This is a genomic window from Streptomyces sp. NPDC041124, assembly GCF_055592385.1.
On the sequence record NZ_JBVIYR010000002.1, the window covers coordinates 719,496 to 734,267 of the forward strand.

The window sequence follows — 14,772 nt, forward strand, 5'->3', positions numbered from 1 at the left end:
CGCCCGGCGCGCACGATGCCAGAGAGGTCCGCCGCCCGGCGGGCCGCCGGGCCGCACTCGGGAGGGTCTGCCGTGACCGCAAGTCTGGAGCAGCTGCGCCGCTGCCACTTCGCCGTCGACCTGGGGGCGGCCCGTACCAGGGTGTACGTCAAGGGGACCGGGCTCGTCGTCGACCAGCCGTCGGTCGCCGCCGTGAACACCCGCACGGGTGCCCTGATCGCGGTCGGTGAGTTCGCGGAGAAGATGACGGGCCGCACACCGGGCTACATCCGGGTGGTGCGGCCCGTGTCCGGGGGCACGGTCGTCGACATCGAGATGGCGCAGCGCATGCTGCGGCAGCTGATCGGCGACCGGACCCGTCGCGCGCTGCGCCGCAAGCCGCGGCTGCGGGCGGCGGCCTGCACCCCGCACGACGCCGATCCGCTCGCCCAGCGTGCGGCGATCGAGACGCTGGTCGGTCTCGGCGCCCGCCGGGTGGAGCTGGTGGACACGCTGATCGCGGCCGCCGTCGGCTGCGGCCTGCCGGTGGAACAGCCCGAGGCCACCATGATCATGGTGTGCGGTGCGGCGGCCACCCAGGTGGCCGTGCTGTCCCTGGGCGCGATCGTGCAGGCCCAGCGCGTCCCGGTCGGCGGTGAGGCGGTGGACAACGCGATCGTGCAGCACCTGCGCCACCAGCACGAGCTGATGCTGCCGAGTCAGTCCGTACGGCCGCTGCAACTGGCCCTGTCCGGCAACGGGCTCACCCCGCAGGGCCCGGAGTCGACGGAGATCCACGGCCGGGACGTCGCCACCGGTCTTGCCCGTTCGGTGACCGTGGACACGGCCGCGGTGCGGCAGGCCATCCAGACACCGCTCACCGCCGTGCTCGACGGCATCGGCAAGGTGCTGCGGGAGTGCCCGCCCGACCTGGTCGCCGATCTCGCCGACCGCGGGATCATGATGGTCGGCGGGAGCGCCCTGCTGCCGGGTCTGGACCAGATGCTGCGGCAGGCGACGGGCATGCCGGTGCACATCGCCGACCGGCCGGAGCTGTGCGCCGTGGAAGGGCTGGGCGCGATGCTGGAGGGCAGGATCGCGCCGATGGTGCTGGACCCGCTGGGCGCCTGAGCCCCGCGGACGGGGCGTCCGTCAGCGGGAGAACCAGCAGCGGATGGTGGTGCCCTGGTCCCCGGTGTGCACCCGGACCAGGTCGGCGAGCAGGTTGACCATCAGCAGCCCGCGTCCGCCGCGCTGGTCGCGGGAGGCGGGCCGGCGGCCGGCGAGCGGGTCGGTGAACCGCCCCCCGTCGCGCACCTCGCACAGCACGCGCCCGTCCTCGCCCCACACCCGCAGCACCCCCGAACCGCCCCCGTGCAGCACGCTGTTCGTGGTCAGCTCGGCCGTGGTGAGGGCCAGGTCCTCCAGGGCCGTGCCGGTGAGGCCGAGCCGTCGTCCCTCGTCGGTCGCGGCGTGCCGGGCCTCGGGCAGCGAATCGGCCACGAAGGGGAAGGTCATGGCGTCCGCGGCGAGCGGCAGCGGCTCGTTGTAACGGGCGACGACCGCGTCGGGGGCGTACGCCCCGCTGGGCCGTGCAGGGCCGGAGCCGCCGGGGATGACGGTGGGGTGGGTGGCGTGGGCGTCCTCCAGGACGTGCCCGGGCAGCCGTGCGGCGTCGTAGGGGCACAGGATGGTCACCGTACGGCCCCGGAAGGCCGCGTTGATCAGCGCCTCGTGCTGGACGCAGGCCGGGTACTCGCTCGCGGAGCGGCCGGCCCAGATCGGCTCGCCGATGATCCGCACCCGCTGTCCGGCCGGCTGGGCGTCGGCGAAGGCGCGCAGCACGCCGGGGATGATCCGGCCGGGGTTGCGCCCGGCCTCCCGCATGTCCAGGAGCCGGATGCGCCGCGCGTCGGCGCCGAGCGCGTCGCGCAGCAGCCGCAGCCGGTCGCCGGGCACGGCGACCGCGACGGGCTCCCCGGCGGCGAGCCCCGCGCGTACGAAGGGGACGGTGCCGTCCAGGTACTCGCGGTCGCCGCGGTAGAACAGGGCGGGGTGGCCGAAGGGGCCGGAGACGACGTCCGGGGACGCGGCCGCGGTCGTCATCACCTCGACACCTCGATCGTCGGCAGGCCGGGCCAGAACGCCTCCAGGGTCCTGCGCAGCGCGGGCGGCGGGCGGCGCACCACGAGCCGCCGTCCCGCGCCGAGCCGCCCGGCGGCCGCCACGAGCGCGCCCGCGCCCGCCACGTCGACGAACGTCACCTCCGACAGTTCCAGGTAGTACACGGCCTCACCTTCGCGTACCGCCTGCTCCAGTACGCCTTCCCAGATCCTGTGCGTGGCCAGCCCGACCTCTCCGGCCGCACGGATCCCCCGGCACCCCTCCAGCGGGCGCACCGTCAGGGACCGCCCCGGATCCCCGGGGCCGTACGGCGTCCGATGCCGACTGCCCACCACGCGTCTCCTCACGCTCCCGGGACCGCCCCTACCCACGGCGGTTCCCGGCCGTTCCCCGGCACGGTGTGTAGTAGGCAGCAAGGTGGGCAGGCGCACCCAAAGCGCAGCCGGGAACGTGCGCAGCCTACCGCCCCGGTACCGGCGACGCCCCGGGTGCACCCCGGACGCCCCGGCGATCCACGAGCACCGACAAGGCGGTGACATGGCCGGCCGCGGCATCACTCGCCCTACCGGGAAGGCAGGAAACCTTGGTCATCGGCGGTCGCATGGACGCGGACCGGGCGCTGCTCAGCCCGCGCGGCGAGCTGGTCCGCGGGTCCGCCCGGGCCCTGGCCGAAAAGCTGGCGCAGCTGCCCGCCGGCACGGCCCGGGTCGATCTGGACATGAGCGGCGTGCACTTCATGGACACGGCCGGACTGGAGTTCCTGGAGGTGCTGCGCGACCACGGCCGGCGGTGGTCGGTGCCGGTCACGGCGACCCGCTGGAACGGTCAGCCGCGCCGCATACTGGAGCTCGCCGGCCTCGACACCACCGATCCGCTGTCCTCGCCGGCGCTGGACCGCACGCCGTCGCCGGTCGTCTCCGCGGTGGCGCGGGAGCGGGAGGAGCGGCTGCACCTGCTCCAGGAGGAGATCGAGCAGCTGCGGCAGGCGATCGCCTCCCGCCCGGTCATCGACCAGGCGCGCGGCATCCTGATGGCGACGTACGGCTGCACCTCGGACGAGGCCTGGCACATCCTGCGCGAGGCGTCCCAGCTGTCCAACACGAAACTGCGCGACGTCGCGCAGTCCCTCACCGCCTGTACGGAGGCGGAGGGCACTGCCCCGCCCGAGGAGGTCCGCACGGCGCTGTCCCGTGCACTGGCCCGCCGCCCGGGACTCGGCGCGTAGCACCGCGCCACCGGGGCCGCCGGGGTGCCGCTCGCGCGGTGCTCCCGGACCGGGCGGGGTACTCGTCGGGGACGGTCCCGCGACCAGGAGGCATCACCATGAGCGAGCACACTCCGTCCCAGGCCGAGGGCGACCGGGACGAGGACGAGTGGACCACCCCCGACGTGCCGCACACCACTCCGTCCCAGGCGGAGGGCGAACGCGACCCGGCGGACGCCACCGAACCGTCCCACGACAACGCCGAGCGCGGCTGAGGACGCCGCACGGCAGGATGGGGGACCGGCGGCCTCGGCCGTCCGCCGCGATGACAGGGCGCAGGGCGGTGCCGCGGTGCTGGTGGGGCGGGTGGGACTCGAACCCACGGCCGACGGATTATGAGTCCGCTGCTCTAACCGGCTGAGCTACCGCCCCATAACGGCGTGTCGCGTACAGGTGTGCGCGCCGTCTGCCGCAGCATAGCCGCTCATACGATCTCCTGCTTCGGCTGGTCGGCTGCTCACGGCCCTGTCGACCACGGAGACTTCGCCGAGCGCCGTGCGGTTCCCCCGGACATGAAAAAGGACCCCCACGGGGTCCTCGTTCATCTGCTCCCCCGACTGGACTCGAACCAGTAACCTGCCGGTTAACAGCCGGCTGCTCTGCCAATTGAGCTACGGAGGACCGAGCTCCCCCGACTGGACTCGAACCAGTAACCTGCCGGTTAACAGCCGGCTGCTCTGCCAATTGAGCTACGGAGGAATGCCTCGTGCATCGAACGCACCCGCCTGGGTATTCGCCAGGGGGCGCGCGCTCGCTGCGACACATACATTAGCGCAAGCAGGGGGGTGCTCCGCCAATCGGTACTCCCCGGCGCTGTCGCCGTGCCGGAGACCTTCGCAGACTGGAACAACGGGAAGGGTGGCCGCCATGATGTACCGGCTCACGTTCGTCGCCGGAGCAGCCCTGGGTTACGTGCTGGGCACGAAAGCCGGGCGGGAACGCTACGAGCAGCTGAGGAGGTCCGCTCAGCAGCTCACACAGAACCCCGCGGTGCGCAACACCGCGGAGAGCGCAAGCCGGCAGAGTCGCGAGTTCGCGGACAAGGCCTACCAGGCGGTGAGCCACAAGGTCGGTGACCGCATGCCCGACTCGGTCGCCCAGCGGGTCTCCGCCCTGCGGGAACGCACGGCCCACGGCCCGGCGGAGGACGACTGGGGCACCAGCAACACGTGACGGGCCCTCCCGGCTGTCACTCCGATGCCGCCCGCTCCCCCACCCCGCGGGGGGCGTGCGGCAAACTTGCGGCATGGGGATAGTCGCCGGGCTGGACAGTGCGCCCGATTTCACTCGCATCGTCGTCTGTGACACGGACACCGGGGCCGTGGTCAGGCAGGGGTACGCCCAGCATCCGGTGCAGGGCCCCGACGGCGGCGGCCGTCCCTCCGACGTGGACCCGCAGGCCTGGCTGCTGTCGCTGGGCGAGGCGGCGGGCGGCGGGCTGCTGGAGGGGGTGCAGGCCATCGGCGTGTCCGCCCAGGCGAACGCGCTGGTGCCGCTGGACTCGCAGGGCAACACCGTGCGTCCCGCGATGACCGGCGGGGACAAGCGCGCGCAGGTAGCCGCGGCGGACCTGATCGACGCGCTCGGCGGGCGCGAGGCCTGGGCGCAGGCCGTGGGCTGTGTTCCGGGGGCCGCGCAGTCGGTGACCAAGCTGCGCTGGCTGGCCCGCAGCGAACCGGAGAACGCGGCGCGCACCGCGGTGCTGCTCCAGGCGCACGACTGGCTGGTGTGGCAGCTGCTGGGCCGTCCGGTGCGGCGCACCACGGACCGGGGCGGCGCGTCCGGCACCGGCTACTGGGCGGCGGCGACCGGGGGTTACCGGCCCGATCTGGTGGAGATGGCGCTCGGTCACCAGGCGATGCTGCCCGAGGTGATCGGCCCGGCGGACGCGGCCGGGACGACGCCCGAGGGGCTGCTGATCTCCGCCGGTACGGGCGAGACGATGGCGGCGGCGTTCGGGCTGGGCATCGGGCTGGGCGACGCGGTGGTCTCGCTCGGAGCGTCCGGGTCCGTGATGGCCGTGCACCCGGAGCCGCTGGTCGACCACCACGGCATGATCACGTCCCTGGCCGACGCGACCGGCATGCACCTGCCCGTCGTCACCACCCTGAACGCCGTACGGGTCCTGCGCGGGACCGCGGAACTGCTGGGGCTGCCCGACCTGGAGAGCCTGTCCGAGCTGGCGATGAAGTCGACACCGGGCTCCCACGGGCTGGTGCTGCTGCCCTATCTGGAGGGGGAGCGCACCCCGAACCTGCCGCACACCGCCGGGACACTGGCGGGTCTGCGGCGCGAGTCGATGAAGCCGGAGCACCTGGCGCGGGCCGCGTTCGAGGGGATGCTGTGCGGGCTCGCGGACGCGCTGGACGTGCTGCGCGGCCGGGGCGTGGACGTGCGGCGGGTCTTCCTGCTGGGCCAGGCCGCGGAACTGCCGGCCGTGCAGGCGGCGGCGCCCTCGCTGTTCGGGGCGCAGGTGGTGGTGCCGCAGCCGGCGGACTACGCGGCGATCGGCGCGGCCCGGCAGGCGGCGTGGGCGCTCGGCGTGTCGCAGGGCACGCTCGATCCGCGGACCCCGCCCGTCTGGCAGGGTCCGGTGGCCCAGGTGTTCGACCCCGGCGAGGAGTTGGCGGTGGGCCAGGCGGTGCGCCAGCAGTTCGTGTCGGTGCGCGAGCAGACCCATCCGGGGGCGCTCCGGTAGCTCCGGGGGCGCTCCTCCAGGAGCGGGCGCGCAGTACGGGCGCGTGGATGCGGGCACGCCGGTAAATCGGTTGGGGTAACGCGGGTGGAGTGTCCGACGATGGGGGCCACGGGCAACCATGCGCCCTCGCCGACCACCCGAGAGAATCAGCGTGCTCATACGACTCCTGCGGACCCGTCTTCGGCCCTACAAGAGATCCATCGCCCTTCTGGTGCTGCTGCAGTTCCTGCAGACCTGCGCCTCGCTCTACCTGCCCACGCTCAACGCGGACATCATCGACGACGGCGTCGTCAAGGGCGACACCGGCTACATCCTGGGCTTCGGCGCCCTGATGATCGGCATCTCGCTGGTACAGGTCGTGTGCAACGTGGGGGCCGTGTACTACGGCGCCCGGACCGCGGCGGCCCTCGGGCGGGACGTGCGCGCCGCCGTCTTCGACCGCGTGCAGTCGTTCTCCGCGCGTGAGGTGGGTCACTTCGGCGCGCCCTCGCTGATCACCCGTACGACGAACGACGTGCAGCAGGTGCAGATGCTGGCCCTGATGACGTTCACCCTGATGGTGTCGGCGCCGATCATGTGCGTGGGCGGCATCGTGATGGCGCTCGGACTCGACGTCCCGCTGTCCGGGGTGCTGGTCGGGGTCGTCCCGGTGCTGGCGATCTGCGTGACGCTGATCGTGCGGAGGCTGCGCCCGCTGTTCCGGACCATGCAGGAGCGGCTGGACACGGTGAACCGGGTGCTGCGCGAGCAGATCACCGGCAACCGGGTGATCCGGGCGTTCGTGCGGGACGCGTACGAGCAGGGGCGGTTCCGGAGGTCCAACACCGAGCTGACCGACGTCTCGCTGGGCACGGGCAATCTGCTCGCGCTGATGTTCCCGGTGGTCATGACGGTGGTGAACCTGTCATCGATCGCGGTGGTGTGGTTCGGCGCGCACCGGATCGACAGCGGCGGGATGCAGATCGGTGACCTGACGGCGTTCCTCGCCTATCTGATGCAGATCGTCATGTCCGTGATGATGGCCACCTTCATGTTCATGATGGTGCCGCGCGCCGAGGTGTGCGCCGAACGCATCCACGAGGTGCTGGACACCTCCTCCAGCGTGGTGCCGCCCGCGGCCCCCGTCACCGAACTGCACCGGCACGGGCACCTGGAGGTCCGGGGCGCGGGCTTCCGCTACCCGGGCGCCGAGGAGCCGGTGCTCAGGGAGGTCTCCCTGGAGGCACGGCCCGGCGAGGTCACGGCCGTGATCGGCTCGACCGGCAGCGGCAAGTCCACCCTGCTGGGGCTGGTCCCGCGGCTGTTCGACGTGACCGAGGGCGAGGTCCTCGTGGACGGGGTGCCGGTGGCGGACATCGAGCCCGCCCTGCTCGCGAGGACCGTCGGCCTGGTGCCGCAGAAGCCGTACCTCTTCGCGGGCACGGTGGCGACGAACCTGCGCTACGGCAACCCGGACGCCACCGATGAGGAGTTGTGGCACGCGCTGGAGGTGGCGCAGGGCAGGGAGTTCGTGGAGCGGCTGGAGGGCGGCCTCGACGCGCCGATCGCGCAGGGCGGGACGAACGTCTCCGGCGGGCAGCGCCAGCGTCTGGCGATCGCCCGGACGCTGGTGCAGCGGCCGGAGATCTACCTCTTCGACGACTCCTTCTCCGCGCTCGACTACGCCACCGACGCGGCCCTGCGGGCGGCTCTGGCCCGGGAGACGGCTCAGGCCACCGTGGTGATCGTCGCCCAGCGGGTGGCGACCATCCGGGACGCCGACCGGATCGTCGTCCTGGACGAGGGCCGGGTCGTCGGCACCGGCCGGCACCACGAGCTGATGGCGGACAACGAGACCTACCGGGAGATCGTGCTCTCCCAGCTGACGGAAGCGGAGGCCGCCTGATGGCCGGGCCGGCAGGACGGATGATGGCCGGGGGCGGCCCGGACCAGCGCTCACTCGACTTCAAGGGGTCGAGCAAACGGCTGATCGGCCGGTTCCGCCCGGAACGCCTGACGATCTACGGGCTGCTGGCCTGTGTGGTGTTCAGCGTGGGTCTGAGCGTGATCGGTCCGAAGATCCTCGGCGAGGCCACCGACCTGGTCTTCGCCGGGATCGTCGGACGCGAGATGCCGGAGGGCGCCACCAAGGAACAGGTGCTCGACGCGATGCGGGAGCGGGGCGAGGGCAATGTCGCCGACATGCTCCGCAGTACGGACTTCACCCCCGGCCAGGGCATCGACTTCACCGCGGTCGGCAACGTCCTGCTGTTCGCGCTGGCGGTGTTCACCGCCGCCGGCCTGCTGATGGCGGTGGCGACCCGGCTGGTGAACCGGGCGGTCAACCACACCATGTTCCGCATGCGTGAGGACGTGCAGACGAAGCTGTCGCGGCTGCCGCTGTCGTACTTCGACAAGCGGCAGCGCGGTGAGGTGCTCAGCCGCGCCACCAACGACATCGACAACATCGGCCAGACGCTCCAGCAGTCGATGGGCCAGCTGATCAACTCGCTGCTGACGATCATCGGTGTGCTGGCGATGATGTTCTACGTCTCGTGGATCCTGGCGCTGGTCGCGCTGGTGACGGTGCCGCTGTCGTTCGTCGTCGCCACCCGTGTGGGCAAGCGGTCGCAGCCGCACTTCGTGGCGCAGTGGCGCACCACCGGCCGGCTCAACGCGCACATCGAGGAGATGTACACCGGGCACACCCTGGTGAAGGTGTTCGGCCGGCAGGAGGAATCGGCGAAGCGGTTCGCCGAGGAGAACGGGGAACTGTACGAGGCCGGTTTCAAGGCGCAGTTCAACAGCGGCATCATGCAGCCGCTGATGTTCTTCGTGTCGAACCTCAACTACGTGCTGGTGGCGGTCGTCGGCGGGCTGCGGGTCGCCTCGGGCGCGCTGTCCATCGGTGACGTGCAGGCGTTCATCCAGTACTCGCGGCAGTTCTCCATGCCGCTGACACAGGTCGCGTCGATGGCGAACCTGGTGCAGTCGGGTGTCGCCTCCGCCGAGCGGGTCTTCGAACTGCTGGACGCCGAGGAACAGGAGGCCGATCCGTCACCGGCCGAGAAGCCGCGGGAGCTGCGCGGGCGGGTGGCGCTGGAGCACGTGTCGTTCCGGTACGACCCCGACAAGCCGCTGATCGAGGACCTGTCGCTGACGGTCGAACCGGGCCACACGGTCGCCATCGTCGGCCCCACGGGCGCCGGCAAGACGACCCTGGTGAACCTGCTGATGCGGTTCTACGAGGTGTCCGGCGGACGGATCACGCTCGACGGGGTGGACATCGCCCGGATGTCCCGGGACGAGCTGCGCGCCGGGATCGGCATGGTCCTCCAGGACACCTGGCTGTTCGGCGGCACCATCGCGGAGAACATCGCGTACGGGGCGGCGCGGGAGGTCACCCGGGAGGAGATCGAGGAGGCGGCGCGGGCGGCGCACGCCGACCGGTTCGTGCGGACGCTGCCCGACGGGTACGACACCGTGATCGACGACGAGGGGGCGGGGGTCAGCGCGGGCGAGAAGCAGCTGATCACCATCGCGCGGGCGTTCCTGTCCGATCCGGTGATCCTGGTGCTGGACGAGGCGACGAGTTCGGTGGACACGCGGACGGAGGTGCTGATCCAGCAGGCGATGGCGCGACTGGCGCACGGGCGCACGTCGTTCGTGATCGCGCACCGGTTGTCGACCATCCGGGACGCGGACACGATCCTGGTCATGGAGAACGGGGCGATCGTCGAACAGGGCGCGCACGGGAAGCTGCTGGCGGCGGACGGCGCGTACGCCCGCCTGTACAAGGCCCAGTTCGCGGAGGCGGTGGCGGAGGTCGACTGAGGCGTCCCCCGCCCGCTCCTCGAACGCCGTCGAGGTCAGCCCCTCCGGCGTTCGAGGAGCGGAGTCCGGGGCGCAGCCCCGGGCCGGGACGGGAAGGGGCGGCGGGGGCGGCGACGATCAGTCGAGGTACCCCCGCAGCTGGTCCGCGAACGCGTGGTCGCGGAGCTTGTTCAGTGTCTTGCTCTCGATCTGCCGGATCCGCTCCCGCGTCACCCCGAAGATCCGGCCGATCTCCTCCAGCGTCCGCGGACGCCCGTCCACCAGCCCGTAGCGGAGCTGCACCACCTTCCGCTCCCGCTCCCCCAGCGTGGACAGCACCGCCTCCAGGTGCTCCCGCAGCAGCAGGAACGCCGCCGACTCCACGGGACTCGCCGCGTCGCCGTCCTCGATGAGGTCGCCGAGCGCCACGTCGTCCTCCTCCCCCACCGGCGCGTGCAGCGACACCGGTTCCTGGGCGAGCCGCAGCACCTCGCCGACCCGCTCCGGCGGCAGGTCGAGCTGCGCGGCGACCTCGGCCGGCGTCGGCTCGTAGCCGCGCTCCTGGAGCATCCGCCGCTGCACCCGCACGACGCGGTTGATGAGCTCGACCACGTGCACCGGCACGCGGATGGTGCGGGCCTGGTCGGCGAGGGCCCGGGACATGGCCTGGCGGATCCACCAGGTGGCGTACGTGGAGAACTTGTAGCCGCGTGCGTAGTCGAACTTCTCCACCGCCCGGATCAGCCCGAGGTTGCCCTCCTGCACCAGGTCCAGCATGGTCAGGCCGCGGCCCACGTACCGCTTGGCCACCGACACGACGAGCCGCAGGTTCGCCTCGATCAGCCGCCGCTTGGCCACCCGGCCCAGGACGACGAGCCGGTCCAGGTCGGAGGCGAGTCTGCTGTCCAGGTCGGGGGTGCGGCGCAGCTTCTCCTCGGCGAAGAGTCCCGCCTCGACCCGGCGGGCGAGCTCGACCTCGTCGGCGGCGGTGAGCAGCGGGATGCGGCCGATCTCGCGCAGGTACTGGCGGAACAGGTCGGAGGAGGGACCTCCCGTCTCGGGCCGGACGGGGGCGGGCGGCTCACCGGGGTCGACGGCCCCGACGGGGGCGGCGGCGTCGGCCGCCCCGGCGGGCGGTGGGGATGCCTTCGCCGTGTCCGGCGGCCGCTCGGTGTGGAGCGCGACGCGGCTCCGCGCGGGCATGGCGACGAGCACGTCCGCGCCGGGCTGGGTGAGGATCTGGCTCTGGGTCTGCACGGGGGCGACCTCCAGGATGATCGCTGCCGGGGGGTGGGGCAGCGGCACTTCGGGGGCGGAGTCGACGGCCTCGCCGCTGTCCGTCCCGTACTCGATGAGCCGGGGACTCAGGCACCGCCCCCAGTGTGGGGTACGGCACATCGTCCCCACGAGGGGCGTGCGGTGACTTTTTGCGTCCGCTGCGTGACAGCGCGGTGACGCGGACCGGGTCCGTGCCTCCGCACCGTCCCCCGGTCGGCCCTACAGGGCGGCCGCGCCGTGCTCCCGCAGCGCCTGGTCGTACTGCTGGAGGACCCACAACTCGTTCTGCACGGCGGTCAGTTCCGCCGGGTCGCCGTGGCCGCCGAGGCGGGTGAGACGGCCGGCGATGTCGCGGATGCGGCGCTCGACGGCGCGGCGGCGGACGGTGACCAGCTGGGCGCCCGCATAGGTCTCGTCGACCTCCTTGACGCCCCGGTGCAGCATGATCGCCTCGACCGCGAGTTCGGTGACCATGGCACGCACGGTGTCGTCGGGGGCCGCGTCGCGCACCCGGATCAGGTACTCCTGCGGGTCCCCCACCCCGTGCTCGGCGCCGCCCGCGTCCAGGATCGCCTGGCGCACGGCCGCGTAGGGAGGGGCGGTGAACTCGTCGACGCCGTACGCGTCGAAGGCCGGGGAGACCAGTTCGGGACGCTGGAGGGCGAGCTTCAGCAGTTCGCGTTCGGTGGCGAAGACCGGGTTGCGCAGGTTCAGGGCGGGTCCGCGCGGGGCGGCGGGAGCGGACGCGTACGGCTGCGGGGCGCCGCCGCCACCGCCCTGCTCCCGGCGGCGGTCCGGGGCCGGGCCCTTGCCGCCGCGGTCGCGGGCCCAGCGGGCCAGCTGGGCGACCCGCTTGACGACGAACTGGGTGTCGAGGATGCCGAGCATCCCGGCGAGCTCGACGGCGACCTCGTGCTGGGCGCCGCTGTTCTTGATGCGGGCCACGATCGGGGCGGCCTCGTCGAGGGCGCCGGCGCGGCCGGCCGGGGTGTCCAGGTCGTAGCGGCGGACGATCTGGCGGAGCGCGAACTCGAAGAGCGGGGTGCGCGGTTCGACCAGGTCGGCGACGGCCTCGTCGCCCTTGGCGAGGCGCAGGTCGCAGGGGTCCATGCCGTCGGGGGCGATGGCGATGTAGGTCTCGGCGGCGAACTTCTGGTCGTCCTCGAAGGCGCGCAGGGCCGCCTTCTGGCCGGCCGCGTCGCCGTCGAAGGTGAAGATCACACGAGCCGATCCGTTGTCCATCAGCAGCCGGCGGAGGATCTTGATGTGGTCGCCGCCGAAGGCGGTGCCGCAGGTGGCGATGGCGGTGGTGACGCCCGCGAGGTGGCAGGCCATGACGTCGGTGTAGCCCTCGACGACGACGGCGCGGGAGGACTTCGCGATGTCCTTCTTCGCCAGGTCGATGCCGTAGAGGACCTGGGACTTCCTGTAGATCGCGGTGTCGGGGGTGTTCAGGTACTTGGGGCCGTTGTCCGCCTCGTAGAGCTTGCGGGCACCGAAGCCGACGACCTCTCCGCCGATGTCGCGGATGGGCCACATCAGCCGGCCGCGGAAGCGGTCGATGGGGCCGCGCCGGCCCTCCTGGGAGAGTCCGGAGAGGATGAGCTCCTTGTCGCTGAAGCCCTTGCCGCGCAGGAAGCGGGTGAGGTGGTCCCAGCCCTGGGGGCTGTAGCCGACACCGAAGTGGAGGGCGGCGCCCTGGTCGAAGCCGCGCTCGGCGAGGAAGACCCGCCCGGTGTCGGCCTCGGGGGACGTCGCGAGCTGTTCCGCGTACCACTCGGCGGCGATCTTGTGGGCCTCGACGAGGCGGATCCGCTCACCGCGCTGGTGGGCGGGGTTGTACCCGCCCTCCTCGTACCGCAGGGTGATGCCGGCCTGACCGGCCAGGCGCTCGACCGCCTCCGAGAAGGAGAGGTGGTCGATCTTCATCACGAACGAGAGGGTGTCGCCGCCCTCCTGGCAGCCGAAGCAGTGGAAGAGTCCCTTGCTCGGGCTGACCTGGAAGGAGGGCGACTTCTCGTCGTGGAAGGGGCAGAGACCCTTGAGGTTCCCGCCGCCCGCGTTGCGCAGCTGCAGATACTCGGACACCACGGCGTCGATCGGAACCGCGTCCCGAACCGCCTTCACGTCCTCGTCATTGATCCGCCCAGCCACACGTGAAGTCTACGGGTGCGCTGTGACATCCCCGGTGGCCGGCGGCGCCCCCGCGACGCCCGCACGTGCGACCGGAGGGACGGACCGTGGGGACGGGACGGATCCCGGCGGTGGCCTAGGCGACGAGGCTCGCCAGCGGCACGCGCGGATCCGCCAGCGCCTCCGTGTCCACCCGCGTCCGCGAGCGGACCAGCTCCTGGATGGGATCCGTGACATCCCACACGTTCACGTTCATCCCGGCGAGCACGCGCCCCTCCTTCACCCAGAACGCGATGAACTCGCGCTTGCCCGCGTCCCCCCGGACGACCACCTGGTCGTACGAGCCCGGCGGCGCCCACCCGGAGTACTCCATCCCCAGGTCGTACTGGTCGCTGAAGAAGTACGGCAGCCGGTCGTAGGCCGCGTCGCGCCCCAGCATGGAGCGGGCGGCCGCCGGACCGCCGTTCAGGGCGTTGGCCCAGTGTTCCACCCGCAGCCGCGTGTCGAAGAGGGCGTGCGGGAAGGCCGCGACGTCACCGGCCGCGTAGACGTCCGGGTCGGACGTGCGCAACCGCTCGTCGACCAGGATGCCCCCGCCCGCCTCACGGTCGGCGAGCTCCAGGCCCGCCGCCTCCGCGAGGGACACCCGCGGGGCCGCGCCGATCGCCGCGAGGACGGCGTGGGCGGGGTGCTCCTCGCCGTCGTCGGTGCGGGCGGCGAGGACCATGCCGTCCTGTCCGGTGATCTCGGTGAGGCTCGCCCCGAAGTGGAAGCGCACACCGTGCTCGCGGTGCAGCTCGGCGAAGAGCTGGCCGAGTTCGGGGCCGAGGACCGAGTGCAGCGGGGTCCGTCCCCGGTGGACGACGGTGACCTCCGCGCCGTAGTGGCGGGCCGCCGCCGCGATCTCCAGGCCGATCCAGCCGGCGCCGGCGATCACCAGGTGCCCGTTGTCCCGGCCGAGGGAGGCCAGGACGCCCTTGAGGCGCTCGGAGTGGGCGAGGCGCCGCAGGTGGTGCACGCCCGCGAGGTCCGTGCCGGGGATGTCCAGCCGGCGCGGTTCGGCGCCGGTGGCGAGCAGCAGCTTGTCGTAGCGGACGGTGGTGCCGTCGTCGCCGAAGCGGACCGTCTTCGCGGCCCGGTCGACGGCGTCGACCGTCTGGCCGAGGTGGAGTTCGATGTCGTGCCGCGCGTACCAGGCGGGCTCGTGCACGAAGACGCTGTCGCGTTCCTTCGTGCCGAGGAGGTAGCCCTTGGACAGGGGCGGTCGCTCGTACGGGTGGTCGCGTTCGTCGCAGATCAGTATCACGCGGCCGGTGAAGCCCTCCGTTCTCAGCGTCTCGGCCGCCTTGGCTCCGGCCAGTCCGCCTCCGACGATGACGAAAGTCTGATCCGCGTCGACCACGTGATGCCTCCTCGTAAGGGTGTCGCCACCTGTGAGCCTCCCGCACGCAGAATGATGCCGTAAGGGGGAGTGCGCCGATCAGGCCATGCGGGACATGGCCGG

At 72.4% G+C, this 14,772-nt stretch carries 12 protein-coding genes and 3 tRNA genes; 7 read left to right on the forward strand and 8 right to left on the reverse strand.

Going from position 1 to position 14,772, the window contains the following annotated elements; all coding sequences use genetic code 11:
- The first annotated feature begins 72 nt into the window (after positions 1-72).
- The gene (gene mreB / locus ACZ6A9_RS07720; protein ID WP_468980310.1) at positions 73-1,110 is read left to right on the forward strand and encodes a rod shape-determining protein MreB; all 1,038 of its coding nucleotides are present in this window, start codon (positions 73-75) and stop codon (positions 1,108-1,110) included.
- A gap of 21 nt (positions 1,111-1,131) precedes the next feature.
- On the opposite strand, the gene ACZ6A9_RS07725 is transcribed toward mreB, so the two are convergent.
- Together ACZ6A9_RS07725 and ACZ6A9_RS07730 are read right to left on the reverse strand one after the other, a co-directional pair.
- Positions 1,132-2,085, reverse strand: a complete 954-nt coding sequence (locus ACZ6A9_RS07725) for an anti-sigma factor RsbA family regulatory protein (protein ID WP_468980312.1) — start codon at positions 2,083-2,085, stop codon at positions 1,132-1,134.
- Positions 2,085-2,435, reverse strand: coding sequence for an STAS domain-containing protein (locus tag ACZ6A9_RS07730; RefSeq protein ID WP_468980315.1), 351 nt, complete (start codon positions 2,433-2,435; stop codon positions 2,085-2,087). Before ACZ6A9_RS07730 ends, ACZ6A9_RS07725 begins: the two co-directional genes overlap by 1 nt.
- 269 nt (positions 2,436-2,704) lie before the next feature.
- Here ACZ6A9_RS07730 and ACZ6A9_RS07735 point away from each other — a divergent pair, with 269 nt between their 5' ends.
- Both ACZ6A9_RS07735 and ACZ6A9_RS07740 read left to right on the forward strand, forming a co-directional pair.
- A complete protein-coding gene (locus tag ACZ6A9_RS07735) occupies positions 2,705-3,328 on the forward strand; it encodes an ANTAR domain-containing response regulator (protein WP_468980725.1) in 624 nt (207 codons plus the stop codon).
- A gap of 98 nt (positions 3,329-3,426) precedes the next feature.
- Entirely contained in the window at positions 3,427-3,582 is a 156-nt protein-coding gene (locus tag ACZ6A9_RS07740) for a hypothetical protein (protein WP_228969034.1), read from the forward strand.
- A gap of 80 nt (positions 3,583-3,662) precedes the next feature.
- On the opposite strand, the gene ACZ6A9_RS07745 is transcribed toward ACZ6A9_RS07740, so the two are convergent.
- The 3 genes from ACZ6A9_RS07745 to ACZ6A9_RS07755 all read right to left on the reverse strand — a co-directional run bounded on the left by ACZ6A9_RS07745 (position 3,663) and on the right by ACZ6A9_RS07755 (position 4,066).
- Positions 3,663-3,739, reverse strand: a tRNA-Ile gene (locus ACZ6A9_RS07745).
- A 176-nt stretch (positions 3,740-3,915) separates the two neighbouring features.
- Positions 3,916-3,988 (reverse strand) — tRNA-Asn (locus ACZ6A9_RS07750).
- A gap of 5 nt (positions 3,989-3,993) precedes the next feature.
- Positions 3,994-4,066: transfer RNA gene (locus ACZ6A9_RS07755), tRNA-Asn, on the reverse strand.
- Between the two features lie 168 nt (positions 4,067-4,234).
- On the opposite strand from ACZ6A9_RS07755, the gene ACZ6A9_RS07760 reads away from it, so the two are divergent.
- From ACZ6A9_RS07760 to ACZ6A9_RS07775, 4 genes are all read left to right on the forward strand, one after another.
- The gene (locus ACZ6A9_RS07760; protein ID WP_190095361.1) at positions 4,235-4,540 is read left to right on the forward strand and encodes a YtxH domain-containing protein; all 306 of its coding nucleotides are present in this window, start codon (positions 4,235-4,237) and stop codon (positions 4,538-4,540) included.
- Positions 4,541-4,613: 73 nt separating this feature from the next.
- Positions 4,614-6,065 (forward strand): FGGY family carbohydrate kinase, encoded by a 1,452-nt coding sequence (locus ACZ6A9_RS07765; RefSeq protein WP_468980325.1) that lies wholly within the window; start codon positions 4,614-4,616, stop codon positions 6,063-6,065.
- Positions 6,066-6,216: 151 nt separating this feature from the next.
- Entirely contained in the window at positions 6,217-7,950 is a 1,734-nt protein-coding gene (locus ACZ6A9_RS07770; RefSeq protein WP_468980332.1) for an ABC transporter ATP-binding protein, read from the forward strand.
- Positions 7,950-9,878, forward strand: a complete 1,929-nt coding sequence (locus tag ACZ6A9_RS07775; RefSeq protein WP_468980336.1) for an ABC transporter ATP-binding protein — start codon at positions 7,950-7,952, stop codon at positions 9,876-9,878. Before ACZ6A9_RS07770 ends, ACZ6A9_RS07775 begins: the two co-directional genes overlap by 1 nt.
- Positions 9,879-9,995: 117 nt before the next feature.
- Here the strand turns inward: ACZ6A9_RS07775 and ACZ6A9_RS07780 are convergent, their stop codons facing one another.
- From ACZ6A9_RS07780 to ACZ6A9_RS07790, 3 genes are all read right to left on the reverse strand, one after another.
- Positions 9,996-11,255 carry an RNA polymerase sigma factor gene (locus tag ACZ6A9_RS07780; RefSeq protein ID WP_468980339.1) on the reverse strand — a complete coding sequence of 420 codons (1,260 nt, stop codon included), beginning with the start codon at positions 11,253-11,255 and terminating at the stop codon, positions 9,996-9,998.
- Positions 11,256-11,354: 99 nt separating this feature from the next.
- Positions 11,355-13,289: a DNA primase gene (gene dnaG / locus ACZ6A9_RS07785; protein ID WP_468980342.1), complete on the reverse strand. Its 1,935-nt coding sequence runs from the start codon at positions 13,287-13,289 to the stop codon at positions 11,355-11,357.
- 115 nt (positions 13,290-13,404) lie between these two features.
- Positions 13,405-14,670, reverse strand: coding sequence for an NAD(P)/FAD-dependent oxidoreductase (locus ACZ6A9_RS07790; RefSeq protein ID WP_468980345.1), 1,266 nt, complete (start codon positions 14,668-14,670; stop codon positions 13,405-13,407).
- Positions 14,671-14,772: the final 102 nt, after the last annotated feature.

What these genes read in the sequence shown, in the direction of transcription:
- ACZ6A9_RS07735 (WP_468980725.1), top strand. Translation starts at nt 2,705, where the DNA reads ATGGACGCGGACCGGGCGCTGCTCAGCCCGCGCGGCGAGCTGGTCCGC.
- ACZ6A9_RS07740 (WP_228969034.1), top strand. Translation starts at nt 3,427, where the DNA reads ATGAGCGAGCACACTCCGTCCCAGGCCGAGGGCGACCGGGACGAGGAC.
- ACZ6A9_RS07725 (WP_468980312.1), bottom strand. Translation starts at nt 2,085, where the DNA reads ATGACGACCGCGGCCGCGTCCCCGGACGTCGTCTCCGGCCCCTTCGGC.
- ACZ6A9_RS07775 (WP_468980336.1), top strand. Translation starts at nt 7,950, where the DNA reads ATGGCCGGGCCGGCAGGACGGATGATGGCCGGGGGCGGCCCGGACCAG.
- ACZ6A9_RS07780 (WP_468980339.1), bottom strand. Translation starts at nt 11,255, where the DNA reads ATGTGCCGTACCCCACACTGGGGGCGGTGCCTGAGTCCCCGGCTCATC.
- ACZ6A9_RS07765 (WP_468980325.1), top strand. Translation starts at nt 4,614, where the DNA reads ATGGGGATAGTCGCCGGGCTGGACAGTGCGCCCGATTTCACTCGCATC.
- ACZ6A9_RS07760 (WP_190095361.1), top strand. Translation starts at nt 4,235, where the DNA reads ATGATGTACCGGCTCACGTTCGTCGCCGGAGCAGCCCTGGGTTACGTG.